At 48.1% G+C, this 15,759-nt stretch carries 19 protein-coding genes and 1 riboswitch; of the genes, 6 read left to right on the top strand and 13 right to left on the bottom strand.

The features are described 5' to 3' along the window. Positions 1-259 precede the first annotated feature (259 nt). The 11 genes from MKX75_RS02340 to MKX75_RS02290 form a co-directional block, all read right to left on the bottom strand. Positions 260-718: an NUDIX domain-containing protein gene (locus tag MKX75_RS02340; protein WP_339168250.1), complete on the bottom strand. Its 459-nt coding sequence runs from the start codon at positions 716-718 to the stop codon at positions 260-262. 86 nt (positions 719-804) lie between these two features. Continuing rightward, entirely contained in the window at positions 805-1,569 is a 765-nt protein-coding gene (locus MKX75_RS02335) for a 5-oxoprolinase subunit PxpA (RefSeq protein ID WP_339170302.1), read from the bottom strand. A 5-nt stretch (positions 1,570-1,574) separates the two neighbouring features. Beyond that, positions 1,575-2,603, bottom strand: coding sequence for a biotin-dependent carboxyltransferase family protein (locus MKX75_RS02330; RefSeq protein WP_339168249.1), 1,029 nt, complete (start codon positions 2,601-2,603; stop codon positions 1,575-1,577). Between the two features lie 2 nt (positions 2,604-2,605). Next, on the bottom strand, positions 2,606-3,322 hold the full coding sequence (pxpB, locus tag MKX75_RS02325) for a 5-oxoprolinase subunit PxpB (RefSeq protein WP_339168248.1): 717 nt from the start codon (positions 3,320-3,322) through the stop codon (positions 2,606-2,608). Positions 3,323-3,379: 57 nt separating this feature from the next. Beyond that, on the bottom strand, positions 3,380-3,973 hold the full coding sequence (locus tag MKX75_RS02320; protein WP_339168245.1) for a histidine phosphatase family protein: 594 nt from the start codon (positions 3,971-3,973) through the stop codon (positions 3,380-3,382). Beyond that, positions 3,970-4,560, bottom strand: coding sequence for a DUF1572 family protein (locus MKX75_RS02315; RefSeq protein WP_339168243.1), 591 nt, complete (start codon positions 4,558-4,560; stop codon positions 3,970-3,972). Before MKX75_RS02315 ends, MKX75_RS02320 begins: the two co-directional genes overlap by 4 nt. 70 nt (positions 4,561-4,630) lie before the next feature. Then, positions 4,631-4,960, bottom strand: a complete 330-nt coding sequence (locus MKX75_RS02310) for a DUF952 domain-containing protein (RefSeq protein WP_062837216.1) — start codon at positions 4,958-4,960, stop codon at positions 4,631-4,633. Positions 4,961-5,011: 51 nt separating this feature from the next. Further along, positions 5,012-5,569 (bottom strand): GNAT family N-acetyltransferase, encoded by a 558-nt coding sequence (locus tag MKX75_RS02305; RefSeq protein ID WP_076332648.1) that lies wholly within the window; start codon positions 5,567-5,569, stop codon positions 5,012-5,014. A 29-nt stretch (positions 5,570-5,598) separates the two neighbouring features. Further along, complete coding sequence (locus MKX75_RS02300; protein ID WP_339168241.1) at positions 5,599-6,006, bottom strand: DUF2809 domain-containing protein; 408 nt, start codon at positions 6,004-6,006, stop codon at positions 5,599-5,601. A gap of 4 nt (positions 6,007-6,010) precedes the next feature. Further along, positions 6,011-6,562, bottom strand: a complete 552-nt coding sequence (locus MKX75_RS02295) for a GrpB family protein (RefSeq protein ID WP_339168240.1) — start codon at positions 6,560-6,562, stop codon at positions 6,011-6,013. Positions 6,563-6,725: 163 nt separating this feature from the next. Further along, positions 6,726-7,832 carry an Ig-like domain-containing protein gene (locus tag MKX75_RS02290; protein WP_339168238.1) on the bottom strand — a complete coding sequence of 369 codons (1,107 nt, stop codon included), beginning with the start codon at positions 7,830-7,832 and terminating at the stop codon, positions 6,726-6,728. 180 nt (positions 7,833-8,012) lie between these two features. Here MKX75_RS02290 and MKX75_RS02285 point away from each other — a divergent pair, with 180 nt between their 5' ends. Continuing rightward, the gene (locus tag MKX75_RS02285) at positions 8,013-8,216 is read left to right on the top strand and encodes a hypothetical protein (RefSeq protein ID WP_062837211.1); all 204 of its coding nucleotides are present in this window, start codon (positions 8,013-8,015) and stop codon (positions 8,214-8,216) included. 229 nt (positions 8,217-8,445) lie between these two features. On the opposite strand, the gene serS is transcribed toward MKX75_RS02285, so the two are convergent. After that, on the bottom strand, positions 8,446-9,744 hold the full coding sequence (serS, locus tag MKX75_RS02280; protein WP_339168235.1) for a serine--tRNA ligase: 1,299 nt from the start codon (positions 9,742-9,744) through the stop codon (positions 8,446-8,448). Positions 9,745-10,132: 388 nt separating this feature from the next. Between serS and MKX75_RS02275 the strand changes: the two genes are divergently transcribed. Next, complete coding sequence (locus MKX75_RS02275; protein WP_339168233.1) at positions 10,133-11,368, top strand: MFS transporter; 1,236 nt, start codon at positions 10,133-10,135, stop codon at positions 11,366-11,368. 436 nt (positions 11,369-11,804) lie between these two features. Here MKX75_RS02275 and MKX75_RS02270 read toward each other — a convergent pair whose 3' ends face one another. After that, complete coding sequence (locus MKX75_RS02270) at positions 11,805-12,314, bottom strand: hypothetical protein (protein ID WP_339168232.1); 510 nt, start codon at positions 12,312-12,314, stop codon at positions 11,805-11,807. 226 nt (positions 12,315-12,540) lie between these two features. On the opposite strand from MKX75_RS02270, the gene MKX75_RS02265 reads away from it, so the two are divergent. From MKX75_RS02265 to MKX75_RS02250, 4 genes are all read left to right on the top strand, one after another. Beyond that, a complete protein-coding gene (locus MKX75_RS02265) occupies positions 12,541-12,927 on the top strand; it encodes a VOC family protein (protein ID WP_339168231.1) in 387 nt (128 codons plus the stop codon). Positions 12,928-13,088: 161 nt separating this feature from the next. Beyond that, a riboswitch (TPP riboswitch) is annotated at positions 13,089-13,201 on the top strand. Between the two features lie 206 nt (positions 13,202-13,407). Further along, a complete protein-coding gene (locus tag MKX75_RS02260; RefSeq protein ID WP_339168229.1) occupies positions 13,408-14,448 on the top strand; it encodes an ABC transporter substrate-binding protein in 1,041 nt (346 codons plus the stop codon). Positions 14,449-14,702: 254 nt separating this feature from the next. Beyond that, positions 14,703-14,993: a thiamine-binding protein gene (locus MKX75_RS02255; protein WP_017690996.1), complete on the top strand. Its 291-nt coding sequence runs from the start codon at positions 14,703-14,705 to the stop codon at positions 14,991-14,993. Continuing rightward, entirely contained in the window at positions 14,993-15,751 is a 759-nt protein-coding gene (locus MKX75_RS02250; RefSeq protein WP_339168228.1) for an ABC transporter permease, read from the top strand. Before MKX75_RS02255 ends, MKX75_RS02250 begins: the two co-directional genes overlap by 1 nt. Positions 15,752-15,759 lie beyond the last annotated feature (8 nt).

Raw genomic sequence — 15,759 nt, 5'->3', positions numbered from 1 at the left:
TTTGAGGAGTGGGTAAGCTAAAGTTCAAACAGAAACCTGTACTTAACTTTGCAGGCTTCGTTTCTTTAGGTTTTATCCGCTCCGTTAATGTGTATAAATACAGTCAGCTTACGTTAAGTGTAATACGTCTGTACTTATAGTGTACCCACCTCACCTATGGTGAATCCATGAACCGATACGCTAACGTGACAAAATTGGAAAAGTTCTTTATAAAAATGTTTACATAAAGGGATTAGTGCGAAATTTATTCATCGCTGATTTAATTCAAATCTCCAAGATAGATGGAGGAAGAGTCTGATTGAAGCAGCAATTCGCCAATCGTTTTTGGATATAAACGAATCTGGGACAGGTCTTCAAGGGCAATCCGTTCCACGGCGACCTGATGATCGTCTGGATTGGAGCCTTCAAAAACGGTTGCCTCCGGATCGATCAGGCTGCACGCAAAATAAAATTCAACCTGGTGGATATCTGCATCCCATTCGGCGAATTCATGATTTTTCCCGATATATTCCCGGATATGTAACAGCTCTCCCACGTTCACGGCCTGACCAATCTCCTCCAGACATTCGCGTGCGACCGCATCCTTGAGTTCTTCACCCTTCTCCTGTCCTCCACCTGGAAACACATAAGCGGTGCCATATTGGTCTTCCAATCGGATAACCAGCAACCGACCATCCTGCACTATGACGGCCTTCGCCGAGTTGCGTATGGGTTTCATTCTGTTCATTCACTCCTTGTCATTCCAAAATTTCAAAGTTCAATCCGAACAACCTGATACTACTGTTGTTCTGCTGAACATGGGTATCATCCCGTGGTATGCGCAGATAATTTAATGCCTTCCGATTCCAGTACGCGACGAATCTCTTGCGCAAATGTCAACGCGTTTGCTCCGTCACCGTGGATACAGACCGTCTCAGCCTTAATGGGAACTTTCGTACCAGCCGTGGATACAACCACGCCGTCTTTCACCATCTGGAGCACTTGCGCAATCGCTTGTCCCGACTCTTCAATAACGGCTCCGGCTTGGCTGCGAGGGGTTAGCTTCCCATCCGCCCCATACGTTCGATCCGCAAATACCTCGCTCACACTGCGCATACCGATGCGATCCGCAGCATGAATCAGCTCACTTCCTGCCAGACCATACAAATACAGTTCAGGCTGTACTTGATAGATCGCCTCGGCAATAGCTTCAGCAAGCTTCGCATCTTCTGCAGCCATATTGTATAAGGCGCCGTGTGGTTTCACATGATGCATGCGACCTCCACTTGCCCGGGCAACGGCATCCAGTGCACCAATCTGATACACCACCATGTCATATGCTTCCCGTGGTGTAATGTCCATACGTCTTCTGCCAAACCCCTGTAAATCCGGCAACCCAGGGTGGGCTCCAATGGCCACCTGATGCTCCAATGCACCCTCCACCGTCAGTCGCATCGTAGCCGGGTCCCCTGCATGAAACCCGCAGGCTATATTGGCAGACGTAATGAAGGGCAGAATGGCTTCGTCCGATAAAGTGCGATATATACCATAACTTTCGCCCAGATCACAATTGATATCCAGGGTTTTCAAGGTATTCATTGAGTGCCCTCCATTTCTGCCATTCTTCTGCGAATCAGCTTATCCATGAGCTGCATGTTGCGTTCCTGTTCCATGTACAACTGACGGGCCTGATCATGCGTAATTTGTTTAAAAGCAATTCGGGTTCCTGGCTTAGCTTGAGCCAGGATTGGCATATCCACCTGAGCTACCTGTGCAATGACAGGATAACCTCCAATCGTCTGATGGTCTGCCATCAAGATGATCGGCTGCCCATCCGGAGGCACTTGCACCGTCCCATAGGTAACGGCTTCAGACAACCGATCCAGCGGCTGATCCAGCTCCAGTCTGGAGCCTTGCAAGCGATAGCCCATCCGATCGGATTGTGAAGTGATCACGTATTTTTCGGCATAAAATTGTCCCAGACTTCCCTCGCTGAACAGCGAACTATCCTTGCTCTCCATCACACGAATAACAGGTTGACCGTAATAGTCAGGTCTTTCACGCTCAGACAAGAACCATGCAGGCGCCAATATTCGGCGTCCCGGATCACTCTTCTCTGCGTGCTTTTCCATACGCTGCATCCAACCTTGCGCTTCGTCAGAAGGTTCACCCGTAGATAACAGATCTGCCACACGCAGGGCTCTCCCTTCCAAACCGCCAAGACCTGTCTTGAGGTCTGTACTTCGACTGCCCATCACTTCAGGCACAGCTATTCCACCCGCAAACGCCAGATAACCGTGCAAGCCATGACGACATTGGCCAAACTTCAGTACACTTCCAGCCCGTACCAGCACAGGACGCCACAAAGGTACATGCAGATGATCCACGGTTGCCGTCAAATCAGCTCCACATAATGAGATAAGCTTGCTCTCCTGAAATTGAAGCTCTGGCCCCGTCATCGTCATCTCCAGTACTGCCGCATGACGAGAGTTACCAACAAGCATATTCGCTGCTCTGGCTGCAAAGGTGTCCATGAACCCGCCAGGATGAATACCATACCGGCGATAGCCGGTTCTGCCTTCATCCTGAACGGTAGATAACAGACCAGGGCGAATCACTTCCATACTTATCGTTCGCCCTCCTTCCGCTTCAACGCCAGATAGTCCTGCATCGTAATCTGTTCAAATCGAACCCGATCACCTGCTGCCAGCAAACTCGGTATGTTCTCACCCGGCCGAAACAACCGGAGTGGCGTTCGACCAATACATTGCCATCCTCCGGGTGTGTCCACCGGATAGATTCCCGTCTGTTTGCCACCAATACCTATTGTACCCGCCTCAACCCGTAGCCTTGGCGTTGCCCGTCTGGGCGTAGCAATCTGTTCTGACAACCCGCCGAGATACGGAAAACCCGGTGCAAACCCAATCATATGTACGAGATACTCCCCGGATGTATGAATCGCAATAACGTCCTCTGCGGTCAGTCCATGCTCACTGGCAACATAGTCCAGATCAGGCCCCCACTCTCCACCGTAACATACAGGAATAGTAACCGTTCTGGACTTGTCTTGTACGGATTCCTTCATTTGATTCAACTGCTGAAGCAGAGTGCGGCATAACTCGGGGTACGGGGAGATGAACGGATCATAAAATAGTGTAACGGACGTGTAAGAAGGCACCCATTCGATCATGGCTGGCAAAGTGCTTTTTTCCAGCAATGCACATACAGACATCACTCTCTGCTGCACCGCTTCAGACAAGTGCTCCCCGCAATGGATGATAACAGCTGTCTCACCCAATGGAGATAGAATCTCCTCCGTCCATGAATACGACAATTCGCTCATGTGCCACCTCCCCCTTATCCACTAAGTTTGCTAGCGTTCTAACGTCAGGGCATCCATCTATTGAGACTCCCTGGAAGAATCCAAATGCACGCTGCAATTGTACAGTTCGCATTGCCAGACATTCTCTTTCTTGGCGATCCGGGTAATGGATGTGTTGGACAGCTTCACGCTGATATCCAGTTCAGGCACCAGACCTCGCAGTGTATTCCGCAGGATGGCCCCGTGACTGACAACGATTACTCTTCCATCGGGGTGCTGCTGTACAATATCCTCAAGCACCGCACTGCCTCGAACAGTCCCTGCATCCGCAAGCTCCCGTCCCAGATCCAGGGTACTCCAGTCCGCTCCCCACTTGGCTAACCGTTCCTCTTCCGTCGTTCCTTCGACCTGTCCTCCGCCCATCTCGCGAAGCCTAGGGTCCAGATGAATCTCCTGAACGCCCAAGCGGTCACCAATGATGCGGGCTGTCTCACTTGCACGTTCCAAGTCACTTGCATAGATAGCATCCCAGGATTCCTCGGCCAGTCTCGCAGCAAGTAATACTGCCTGTTCCCTGCCCTCCTGATCCAGCGGATTATCCGTCTGTCCCTGCGAACGTTTTTCCTTATTCCACGTTGTGCTTCCATGGCGAATCAATGCAATTTGAGTCATTGTTGTTCCTCACCTTTTTTTATATGAAGTTCGTCTTCTGTAAAATGTTTTCGTGCCTTCGGCTTGGCAAATTTGCCGCCATTATATTGATCTGAACCGTTTCTCGGAATCGAAAGACTGTCCCAAGCTGTTTCTTTAAGCATTTTCGCGGCAAATACAATCTGCCCTACATGATAGGGATAATGCGCCAATTGCCGAATAATTGCCTCCATGACGGTGTGTCCTTCATTGCGAATGTATATGATGTGAGACAATTGTTCCGGGGTAAACGAACGAATGGCTTCAAGTAGACAATTCCAGCCTTCCTCCCATTTGACGAGTAACTCTTCCCGGGAAGCAATATCATTCACGAATTCGGCATCCCGTTCACGCCACGGTTTCTCACCATCTGTTGTCAGTACATCGGTCCAACGGGACAGCATATTGCCCCATAGATGTTTTACGATAACCGCAATGCTGTTCGCGTCTTCATTCCAGGATTGGAATAATTGCTCGGAATCCAGTTGCGCCATAGCTTTTTCCCCGAGCTGCTTGTAATACAGAAATTGCTTCTCCGCCGTCTCTAGAAAAACCTGATTCATATCCATCCGCTAACCGCCTTTTTGAAAAAGTATGATGTCGCCTGATTACGTTCAGAAAGACACGTCACATGTTATTTTATTCAGGAAATGAGAACGTACCGTCTGCATTCGGTTCAAATGGAATGACTTTACGAACAGCATCCAGATTCAGCTCTCCATAGATATGTGGAAATAGTTCGTTCAATTCGTAGAGATCTTCATACACCAGTTCCGGCTTTAACGCTTTCTCATCAATACTGAGCAATACCAGATCTGTACGACCTGCATAATATTGCCCGGCTACCCATGGAATCTGTTCCTTGGTGGAACAATGAATGAATCCGTCTGTCTCCAGGCTATCTGGTGCATACTCAGTCCCCTTCGACACTTGCTCCCACAACGAACGGGAAATAATACTATAGATCATGGTTCCGCCTCCTTCAATTTCTGCGATGTAACCTATGCGTCATTGGAAGTATTATAGATCATCCCGGATACGGGAGTACACTTTTTGATCTGTAAATACACCTTTGATCTTCAACTGTTTGCGTAGCAAACCTTCGTATGACATGCCCAGCTTCTCCATTACGCGTGCAGAGCCTATGTTGCCTGCATTACATTTCCCCTCCAACCGATTGCAGTCCAATTCCCGAAAGCAATAATCCACGATGGGTTGCATCGCTTCTGCTGCGAGTCCCTTGCCCCATTGACTGCTGGCTATCGCGTATCCCAGTTCAGCACTCTGCATGGGTTCGTTGATATGAAAGATGCCACCCCTCCCGATCAAGGTCTCTGTTTCCTTTAAAATAAAAGCCCAGATATGGACCGTTTTCCGTTCATAATTATCCAGCACCCGCTGAATATATTGAATCGAATCCTCCGCCGTCTCATGGCAGTTCCATAAGCTCTGCTGACTCACTCGCGGATCAGAGGCAAATGCATAATATTCATCGAGATCATCCATCGCAAGGCGCCTCAGCTTTAACCGCTGTGTTTCGAATTCGGGCGATTCGGCAAAAAGTTTTTCTACATTCACTCAGGGCACCTCCATGATTCAAATTGAGTTCATGATCCAGCCATCTTATTTCTCAGGAAATAACGATCTATTATCACCATGCACAGAATACCGACCATATATCGAATCAGATCGATCACCAGAAAACCATGTCCCAGAATAAGAGCACCCCATACAGTTGAGCGTATCTCAATAAGCCAAGGCATCTGGATCAACTGTGAGAACTCAATCATCCAGCTGAATATACAGCTAAAACTCATCGCCCATACCAGGCTGGAACGAGGCCACACCATGCGTATTCCAAAATAAATCAGTCCTGCCCACAATGCGTCTCCGGAATGTTCATGCACCCAATCCGGCAATCGTTCACCAAAGTGTCTGGATGCGAGTCCTGCCGCCATGGTCAACATAACTGCGAAGAAATAGATCAGCCTGTCTCTGATAAGTACGCTTTTCAATCCATCACACGCCTTCATCAAGCACTTGTAAAATAAATTGCGTTTTGGCAGCGGTATACGATTCCCTGTCTTCCTTATTCTCGTCAGCAAGTTTCGTCTTCAGGACGGCGTAAGCTTCCACCAGATCTGGCCGTTTTCTCAGAACATCCCGAAACCGAATTTGACGATCCCAACGTTCCTCTCCTGGGCGCATAAGATGAAGGTGCACAGCTCTCTTGCCATCATTAACCCTGACCCAGAATCGTCGATATTCCCTGCCATCCAGTTCAGGCGGAACGTAGTTCCAGCCCAACGGATTCAGCTGATCCGCAATCAGATCCATGTCATCCCAGGACTGTACCTCTGCCATCAGATCAATAATGGGTTTAGCGGGTAACCCTGGAATGGACGTGCTTCCGATATGTTCGAATTGATGGATATTAAACTGCTGTAGAAGACGTTTGAGTTGCCGGATTTCTTCTTGAGCCTGCGCGCCCCAATTGGGGTTGGCCGGAGCAATCTCTACCGACTCTGTCGCCCAGGCAGGCCAGTTTTCCGGTTGCATTGGATCTGTCATACCAAGCTCACTCCTTGATCTCATTAAATTTCTATATATCCAAAAAGGAGCGTATGTCTACGCCCCTTGGTTGTCTGTTACCTTGATGATATTGATGATTTTAACGTGTCATGTATTGATTTTATCTTTGAATTGATGCAAAGCACTTCATTAATATAAATATTTATTTTACCGTAACAGGAACCGTCACTTTTTTGTTACCCCATTTGGCCGTTATGGATGTTTTACCTTTACCTACAGCGACAATCTTGCCATTTGTTACTGTCGCTACGCCCGGCTTTGTGCTGCTCCATACCGCACTGTTGGTCACAACAGTGGTTTTGCCTGTATCATACTGGGCCATCACACTCAGCGTTGTACTTCCCTGTGGAGACAAGACGAGTTTTTTCTGGCCTGTAATCAGCTTTTTGAGTAAAGGTACAACGGTAACCTCTGCCTTTATTGTCTGATTTTGATAAGTTCCTGTCAAGGTCGCTTGTCCTTCTGTCAGCGTCTTGACTGCTCCATTTTTCACGATAGCTACATTTGTATTGGAAGAGGTCCATATGACCTGTTTCGAAAGGTTAATGGTTTTGCCGTTCGCGTAGGTCCCGATAACCTTCAACGCCTTGGACTTCTTGATGTTTAGCTGCATTGTGGCAGGAGTGACCTCGACTTTGGTAATTTCGTCAGTCACAGCAACAGGGACTTTCACAATCGTTGTTCCGTACTTGCCTTGCAGCAATACTCTGCCGGGTGTAACGCCTTTGATTTTACCGTTTTCCAGCACAGCAGAAGGAGTGGATACGGACCACACAATCTCAGACGTCACATCCTCTTCCTTACCATTCGCACGTGTAATGCTTACTTTCGGGAGGGTGCTCTCACTGCCTTTAACAAAATTATAGGAGTTCGGTGAAGCTTTGATGCTTTTGATCTTCTCCTGCACCTGCACAACCAACTGGGCTTTAGCCCCGTCTACTTCTGCAAAAATGGTTGCTTCGCCTGCGGCCACAGCCTTGACTTTGCCTTTCACCATCGTCGCTACAGTTGCATTACTGGTGGACCATGTCACGCCTTCGGTAACATCCTGCTTGTTATCAAAACCTTCTACCGTTGCCATCACCTGAAGCGCAGCGGTTTCGGAGACACTCATCTTCTGCGGACTGCTATTGGTTATTTCAATCGATGTCACGTCACCGGTAGCCGCCAAGGCCAACGAAGGGACCAATATTGTTAATGCCATAATTAGAGCAAGCGTGCCACGAAGCGCCAGTTTGATTCTATTCATCTCTATCTCCATCTCCCATAATCCAATATTTTACTTCTATTATATTATATCGGATACGAATTGCATAAAGTTGAATAACGTAAGTGGGAGTGTTGGAACAATTCATGATTTTCATTGTATAATATGGGACGGTCGCGTAATACTGTTTTAATAAACCTAAAAGATGGGGGTGGGATATGTATGATCGAAAAGAATTTGCTTGATATGGTTTCACCTAAAAATAACCGTAAACGTATGAAAGCTATTGTCACTTCGACATCCACCAAGATTCGTCCTGAAGACGAGATGGTTCTATTGATGAAAACAGCCCGCAATCGTTTCAAAAAAGCCCTTGAATCTGGACAAATTGAAATCATTAACGAGCGTGAATGGAAGCTGCATTAACATGTAAGAAATAATTTTATTTATTTACATAAGAGAAGAAATTTGTGATCAAGGCAGTAAGCTATATCTTAGATCCAAGCACTAACCAGACCAGTTAAATTTAGCCCAACATAGTAGGAGATCGGTTCGTTAAATAGTGTTACCGTTTAAAAGGGGATGTCCATCGTCACATGCAACATGACGTGTGGAACATCCCCTTTTCTACTTCCTAAAGAGTCACATAACCTCTCTACTTCACTTCATCCTGCTCTGGCAAAATCAAGCTCTCGGCCCCGCCCATATAGGGCCGCAGTGCTGCCGGAACGCGGATGCTTCCATCCTCCTGCTGATGGTTCTCAAGCAACGGAATCAGGATACGCGGCGATGCCACCGCCGTATTATTCAGGGTGTGACAATAGGCCAACTTGCCTTCGGCGTCCAGGCAACGAATGTTCGAACGGCGAGCCTGGAAATCATGCAGGTTTGACGACGAATGGGTTTCTCCATATGCACCTCGGCTCGGCATCCATGTCTCGATGTCATACTGTTTGTACGTTTTCTGCGACATATCTCCGGTACACACGGCTACAACACGATACGGCAGTTCCAGTAATTGCAGCAATTCCTCCGCGTGTCCCGTAATCTCTTGCAGCATGCGCTCCGATTCTTCCGCATCAGGGGCACAGAGAATGACCTGCTCAACTTTGGCAAACTGATGCACACGATACAATCCGCGTACATCCCGTCCGCCGGAGCCAACTTCACTGCGGAAACACGTCGATACCGCAGCCAGCTTCACAGGCTCTGCAACATCAACAATCTCATCCGCATAATACGAGACCAGCGGTACTTCAGAAGTTCCCACGAGCCACTTGTTCTCCCCTTCAAGTTCATAGACCTGATCTCGACCAGTTGGGAAGAATCCGGTGTTCACCAGCGCATCCTCCCTGACCATCAGAGGTACTTCCATCGGTGTAAACCCGTGCTTCAGCAGCAGATCCAGCGCAAGTTGCTGCACAGCACGGTGCAGTAGCAAGCCAGCACCTTTCAATACATAGCTTCGCGTCCCGCCAATCTTCACCCCGCGCGGAATATCGATGAGATCGTGCAATTCCCCCAGTTCCACGTGATCTTTGGTGTTATACTCGAATGTCGGCACCTCTCCCACACGTCGTACCTCCACATTATCCGCGTCCGACGTGCCTTTCGGGGTATCCGGGGATACGATATTGGGTACCAGCCATTGCAACTTGGTTACTTCCTCCTGCACAGGGGCAAGCCTAGCTTCCACGTGTTCCAACTGTTCATTGAGCTGTTTCACCTGTGCCCGCAAACCCTCGGCCTGTTCCCTATTCCCGGCTTGCATGAGTCTGCCAATGTCCGCGGATAACGTATTGCGCAATCTGCGTCCTTCTTCCGATTCCTGCAAAAGTGCTCTGCGTTCTTCATCCCGCTCCAGCAATGTACGAATGTTGATCTTGATTTTTTTCCCGTCTGCTGCGGCCTGAACCTCTTCTGCATGTGCCCGAATCCATTTCATTTCTAACATGGTCACCGTCTCCTTTGGCTGTAAAAATACAAAGAGCGCCCTCATCCCTTGGGACGAGGAGCGCTCTGCTCGCGGTGCCACCCAACTTGCTGAATCAGGATATCCTGCTTCCAGCCTCTTGGTCCGCGATAACGGGCGGTTCCGGTTAACTTGGGGAAATATCGCTCCCCTGGCGAAAACGCCTCCGAGTTGGATGCTCTTCAACGGCATGGTCCGATCTGTAATTGTTGTGTCTCAGTATATACGATCGTCAGACCAAATTGCAACCTTATGTATCGATCAGGAATTCATGGCACAACTTGACATGTCCTGTTATGATAGACTTTGTCTCCATGATTACGCTTTATTCTGATTCTCAATTTATGTATATAAGTAGAAGGAGTTCGTTATGAAAAAATTACTGTGGATCGGATGTCTGTCCTATTTCCTGATTGGACTGGCACACGTTGTACTCGGTTCCATTCTACCGGTTGCACTTGAACATTACGGCAAAGATTATAGCCAAGGCGGAACGCTGATCTTCGCTCAATTTGCCGGATTCCTGGGTGGTGTATTGTTATCCCCATGGCTGAACAGACGTTTCGGTAAACGGGGAGGTCTGTTAATCGCCACAGGGTTGCTCTGTATTGCAGAATTATCCTACATGCTGTTGCCACCATGGGGCTGGATGTTCGTCATCGCACCCGCAGCCGGCTTCGGATTCGGAATGGTTGAAGCTGTCATTGGCACCATTATCATCGCTGCAATCAAAGACAATACGGCCGTTGCCATGAGTCGACTGGAAGTGTTATTCGGAATCGGGGCGATGGTCATGCCGCTCATTGCCAGTGGTCTGATTGCTGCCGGATACTGGCGCCTTTCCTTTCTCGTTGTTGCGATCTGCGCAGCACTAACCTTTATATTCTGGGCGAAAGGATCATTCGGTGAGCTAGACCAGGTGCTGGATCGACGAGGTTCAAATCATGCTTCGGTACATACGCACTCTGCTGGAACATCGGGTGAGATGCACACCGCACCTGCCAGTTCATCCGGCCCAACCTATCGCGGACGTAACCTGACTCTGCTAGTACTATTCGTCCTGTTCTTCTTCCTATACGTTGGCACGGAGATGAGTCTTGCGAACTTCATGCCAGCGATCCTGATTGAGAAAATGAACATGAAGGAAGCCGGAGCAGCGCTTAGCGTCACCTGTTTCTGGATTGCCATGTCTGTGGGAAGACTCTTCGCCGGGTATATCGCAGAGAAATTCCAATACCGCGTGTATGTCCTGTACAGTTGTCTCGCGTCTGTTCTTTTGTTAATGGTATTTCCATTTACGAACCAAATCTGGTCTGCGTTTCTCATCATCTTGCTGCTTGGACTTGCGATGTCAGGAATTTTCTCCATTGCCCTTGTCTTCGCCAGTAAACTGCTGCCTGGAACCGAAGAATCCACACCCAGCATTTTGATTGCCTCAGGCGGGGTTGGCGGTGCCATTCTGCCTTTGACGACGGGGTGGAGTCTTGATCATCTGGCGGTTAATCAGTCTGCATGGATGCTTGCGATCTTTGCGGTTGGCCTGCTTGTCATTAGCGTGATCACATATCAATGGCAGAACAAATATGTCGTAGATCCAGCAACTTAACAGTTATGTGTTGATGCAGTCCTGAGAATTAGAATCAGAATTAGAGTACCTATTAAATACATCAAGATGCCCACCTTCATGACCTGACAGTGGACATCTTTTTTGTAGCGTTATTCCATTCTAACGAACCTGGCACACGCTATTCATCTGCATTTCAGGATATTTGAAATCTAACGAATCCTAGAGACGTTATTATAGTTAATTATCTCAAATTCAAGGTCTCGTTGGAGGTTTTTTGCATAATAACGCCGCTGAGATTCGTTAGATTTCTCATTCCCTAGAAACTGGCCTAATAAGGTGTCCTCGATTCGTTAGCACTGTTATCATGGTGGGAAGTGCCCTATCTTTTCCTCTCTAATCACCTTTCATGAAAGGTGATCATGCGAACTATTCTTTTGCACAAGATTGCCCAGGAAATACTTTAGGCCCATCTGAATCACACACTTTTGTTAACGACAGGCATTACGGGCCCGTTATCCTTGATAAATTTACCGAATACATATCGGACGAGTGGCCCCAGAACGATCAACTGATATGGAAGTGCCAAGCTGAAGTTACGAGCGATCGTCTGAAGATAGGTACGGAATATGGAACCCCCACTTAACTGATCCGCAAGATATGCCGAGATCATTCCATACATGGACATGATCAGAACCATGCCAATTACCATAAAAAATGACATGGCGAGCACACCAAGAATCTTGTTGGACTTGTCGAAAGGCAAGGAGAATGCAATCTTTCTCGCCACAGGGCCAACAATGAAGGATTCCACCAGAAACGCGATGACAAAACACAATATGAATTGAAGCATTATTTCAAGCGGGGACATCTTACCGAGTAACCCACTGTGCCATAGATTGAAGAACATCATGACCACGACCATCCCTGTACACATCATTAATCCGAAAATAATTTGTTCCTTCTTGCTTGTTGGCAATTCTCTCATCCTCTCTGTTTACCTTCGTAATTATAGAGATGATGAACCCCACCACATAAGTGAACATTCTGTGAACTACATAATAAATAGATGGTTACTCCAGCTCAATTTCACACGTGTACATATCACTAATCCCTACTTGACAGCTAGGTTTTATACAACTATCATACTCCTTAATATGCTAGGGAAATGTTGGTCAAAAATACATTCACGGATCATAAGGGGGATTACTACGATGAGTTTTCAAAAGCGCATCGACCACGTCGGCATTGCCGTTCGTGATCTGGATACCACACTCCGTTTCTATACGGAGGTTGTTGGACTGGAACTGAAAGACCGGGTGACACATACAAACGGCGTCATTCAGCTTGCCTTCCTCGGCTTCAATGGAAGCAATGAGACGGAAATAGAGTTAATTCAAGGGTACAGCGACAAGCTGCCTGCCGAAGGTACGGTGCACCATTTTGCCATCCATGTAGATGACCTTGATTCTGAGTACAAACGCGTCCAAGCCACCGAAGCCGAATTTATCGATGGAGAAATCATCACACTGCCTAACGGTTACCGTTATTTCTTCATCTATGGTCCGGAGAAAGAATGGATCGAATTCTTCCAACGTTGAGAAATTCAGCTGGAGTGTGGACAGTTAGGACGGTTCAATAATGACCTCTGTAATTCGTTTGATGGATGGCATGCTCCACTCCGACCGCACTCTATCCAGTTCCTGACTGGACACGTTCCACCCGCTGGCCTATAATTACACCTAGTAATGCCCGTAACTTCATAGTTTCCCAGGGGAGTCGGAATTGGCCGGCTGAGAGTGTATCCCACCAAGATACTAACCCTTAGACCTGATCTGGATCATGCCAGCGTAGGAATCGGAGTATATCGAAATGGCACAGCCCTATGGCTGAACGCCACCTCTCTAACGCCTGCACGCGTCCCGGATTACGGGACGCTTTTTTTGTTTTATTTATCGAAACAAAAATAAGTCATCCAGATCCAACTGGTATAAATCTGTCGATTTATGCAAGATGATTGGATATGAAGCCAAGGAGTACCCGTGCCAATCGGCCGGACATACCGAAGGAGAGAATCAAAAATGAATTGGCGTAAAACAATGGGATTGTTGCTCTTATGCGTACTACTGGTGACGGTGGCCGCATGTGGCGGCAAAGAAGCTGCCCCGGCAGAACAGAACGGCAGCACGAATACGGAAAGCAGCAACGAAGGTGACACTGCCGCTCTGAAAGATATTAGAGTGGTGCTCGACTGGACACCGAATACGAATCATACCGGCCTGTATGCGGCCGTGGATCAAGGTTTTTATAAGGCAGAAGGCTTGAACGTGGAGATTGTTCAACCAGGTGCTGGTGGAGCAGATACGATGGTTGCATCGAATGAAGTGCCTTTTGGCGTAAGTTATCAGGAGAGTGTAACTCAAGCCCGCACACAGGGTGTTCCACTCGTCTCCATTGCAGCAGTTATTCAGCATAATACATCCGGGTTCGCTGCTCCGGCGGATCGAAATATCAAGTCACCCAAAGATTTTGAAGGTAAAACTTATGGCGGTTGGGGCTCTCCTGTTGAAGAAGCCGTGATGCAATCCATTATGGAGGGCGACGGAGCTGATGTATCCAAAGTGAAAAACATTAACATGGGTGACGCTGACTTTTTCACCGCAGTCAAACGGGACATCGATTTCGCGTGGATTTTCTACGCTTGGACGGGTATTGAAGCCGAACTGCGCGGAGAACCGATCGACATGTTATATGTGAAAGATTATTCAGATGCACTGGATTACTACACACCTGTCCTCGTAACGAACGAGCAGACGATTCAGAACGATCCTGAGCTGGTGAAAGCATTCTTGAAAGCCACTTCCGAAGGATATCAATACGCGATTGATCATCCCGAAGATGCAGCGAACATTCTGATCAAAGCTGTACCGGATCTGGACAAGGAATTGGTACTGGCAAGCCAGAAATGGCTCAGTCCCAAGTACACAGATGACGCCCCACGCTGGGGTGAACAAAAACAGGAAGTGTGGCAGAACTACACCGACTGGATGTTTAGCAAACAACTGCTGGATGAACAGATCGATGTGAGCAAAGCATATACAAACGAGTTTTTACCCCAATAAAAATTGCTTAAGTTTAACTTTTTCACACAAGAACGAAGAGTGCAGAACCCATCTGAAGAAGCGAAGCGCCCACCTAAAAGCTTTCTGAAAGAAAGCTCCTTCGGAAGCATATGCTATCCCCGGATTTCTTCCATTAGAATTCATTAAAGAAATCCGGGGATAACAGTGATCGGAAGAGGGTACTGCAATCGAAGTTATAAGTGTAAATCTGGTTCAATTCATGCAATTTATCACGAAAGGAGCCGTGATCTCTCATGGCAAGCACACTACTTAGCATTCAGGTTATTCCGAAAACGCCAAATGGCGAGAACTCTTATCCTTACGTAGATCGTGCCATTGAAGTTATTCAGCAATCTGGCCTGAAGTATCAGGTGAACGCGCTCGACACCACGATGGAGGGGGAACTGGAAGAACTGCTCGAGGTTGTCCGTAAAATGCACGAGGTACTCGTAGAGGCTGGCAGCCCAAGCATCATCTCTCAGATCAAAATCGCCCATAGCCCTACTGGCTTCAGCATGGATACCCTGACGGAGAAGTATCGCTAATGCCTGCCTATTTCAAAAGTGTATGGCCGCCCATTGTGGCGGTTATTCTCTTTATAGCGATATGGCAGGGAGCCGTCTCCCTGTTCCATATTGAGAAATGGATGCTGCCTGCACCGTCCGACATCGCCCGCGAAGCGACAACCCAGGCCGAGCGACTTGGCATGCATGCCTCCGCAACCATTCAGTTAACGCTGATCGGATTTGCGGCTGGCACAGCGGTCGGATTGCTGATTGCGATGGTGCTGCATTTGGTCCCTTTTCTCAAGTCAGCCCTGTATCCTTTACTTATTCTTAGTCAAAATATCCCGACCATCGCGCTCGCACCGCTCCTCTTAATCTGGTTCGGATTCGGGCTGCTGCCCAAGCTGATTACGATCATCCTGGTCTGTTTCTTCCCCGTTGCAGTGGCGGCCATGGACGGCTTGACCCGTACAGATGCAGCGATGATGAACTATATGCGCATGGCTGGTGCGAAACGTCATCAGATCTTCTGGAAGCTGGAGCTTCCCCATGCGCTGCCATCCGTGTTCTCCGGTGTCAAAATCGCCGCTACCTATAGCGTGATGGGTGCCATCATCGCCGAATGGATTGGTGCAGACAAGGGTATTGGTTATTATATGATGCTGCAAAAGTCAGCTTATCGTACGGACCGCCTATTCGTGGCGATCATGATTATTGTCGCGCTCAGCTTGCTGCTCTTCCTGCTCATTGCGCTGCTGGAGAAGCTGCTCGTGCGCTGGCGGCCACAGAAGCGATAGTAAAGATG

The sequence above is a fragment of the Paenibacillus sp. FSL R5-0341 genome (assembly GCF_037975235.1).
Taxonomy (GTDB): Bacteria; Bacillota; Bacilli; order Paenibacillales; family Paenibacillaceae; genus Paenibacillus; species Paenibacillus amylolyticus_A.
This window is presented reverse-complemented; position numbering and strand designations above follow the sequence as displayed.

Bases quoted from the DNA above. Each gene is read 5' to 3' on its own strand.
- MKX75_RS02340 (WP_339168250.1), bottom strand. From the start codon at position 718: ATGAAACCCATACGCAACTCGGCGAAGGCCGTCATAGTGCAGGATGGT.
- MKX75_RS02330 (WP_339168249.1), bottom strand. From the start codon at position 2,603: ATGGAAGTGATTCGCCCTGGTCTGTTATCTACCGTTCAGGATGAAGGC.
- pxpB (WP_339168248.1), bottom strand. From the start codon at position 3,322: ATGAGCGAATTGTCGTATTCATGGACGGAGGAGATTCTATCTCCATTG.
- MKX75_RS02320 (WP_339168245.1), bottom strand. From the start codon at position 3,973: ATGACTCAAATTGCATTGATTCGCCATGGAAGCACAACGTGGAATAAG.
- MKX75_RS02315 (WP_339168243.1), bottom strand. From the start codon at position 4,560: ATGGATATGAATCAGGTTTTTCTAGAGACGGCGGAGAAGCAATTTCTG.
- MKX75_RS02310 (WP_062837216.1), bottom strand. From the start codon at position 4,960: ATGATCTATAGTATTATTTCCCGTTCGTTGTGGGAGCAAGTGTCGAAG.
- MKX75_RS02295 (WP_339168240.1), bottom strand. From the start codon at position 6,562: ATGACAGATCCAATGCAACCGGAAAACTGGCCTGCCTGGGCGACAGAG.
- MKX75_RS02290 (WP_339168238.1), bottom strand. From the start codon at position 7,832: ATGAATAGAATCAAACTGGCGCTTCGTGGCACGCTTGCTCTAATTATG.
- MKX75_RS02285 (WP_062837211.1), top strand. From the start codon at position 8,013: ATGATCGAAAAGAATTTGCTTGATATGGTTTCACCTAAAAATAACCGT.
- serS (WP_339168235.1), bottom strand. From the start codon at position 9,744: ATGTTAGAAATGAAATGGATTCGGGCACATGCAGAAGAGGTTCAGGCC.
- MKX75_RS02275 (WP_339168233.1), top strand. From the start codon at position 10,133: ATGAAAAAATTACTGTGGATCGGATGTCTGTCCTATTTCCTGATTGGA.
- MKX75_RS02270 (WP_339168232.1), bottom strand. From the start codon at position 12,314: ATGAGAGAATTGCCAACAAGCAAGAAGGAACAAATTATTTTCGGATTA.
- MKX75_RS02265 (WP_339168231.1), top strand. From the start codon at position 12,541: ATGAGTTTTCAAAAGCGCATCGACCACGTCGGCATTGCCGTTCGTGAT.
- MKX75_RS02260 (WP_339168229.1), top strand. From the start codon at position 13,408: ATGAATTGGCGTAAAACAATGGGATTGTTGCTCTTATGCGTACTACTG.
- MKX75_RS02255 (WP_017690996.1), top strand. From the start codon at position 14,703: ATGGCAAGCACACTACTTAGCATTCAGGTTATTCCGAAAACGCCAAAT.
- MKX75_RS02250 (WP_339168228.1), top strand. From the start codon at position 14,993: ATGCCTGCCTATTTCAAAAGTGTATGGCCGCCCATTGTGGCGGTTATT.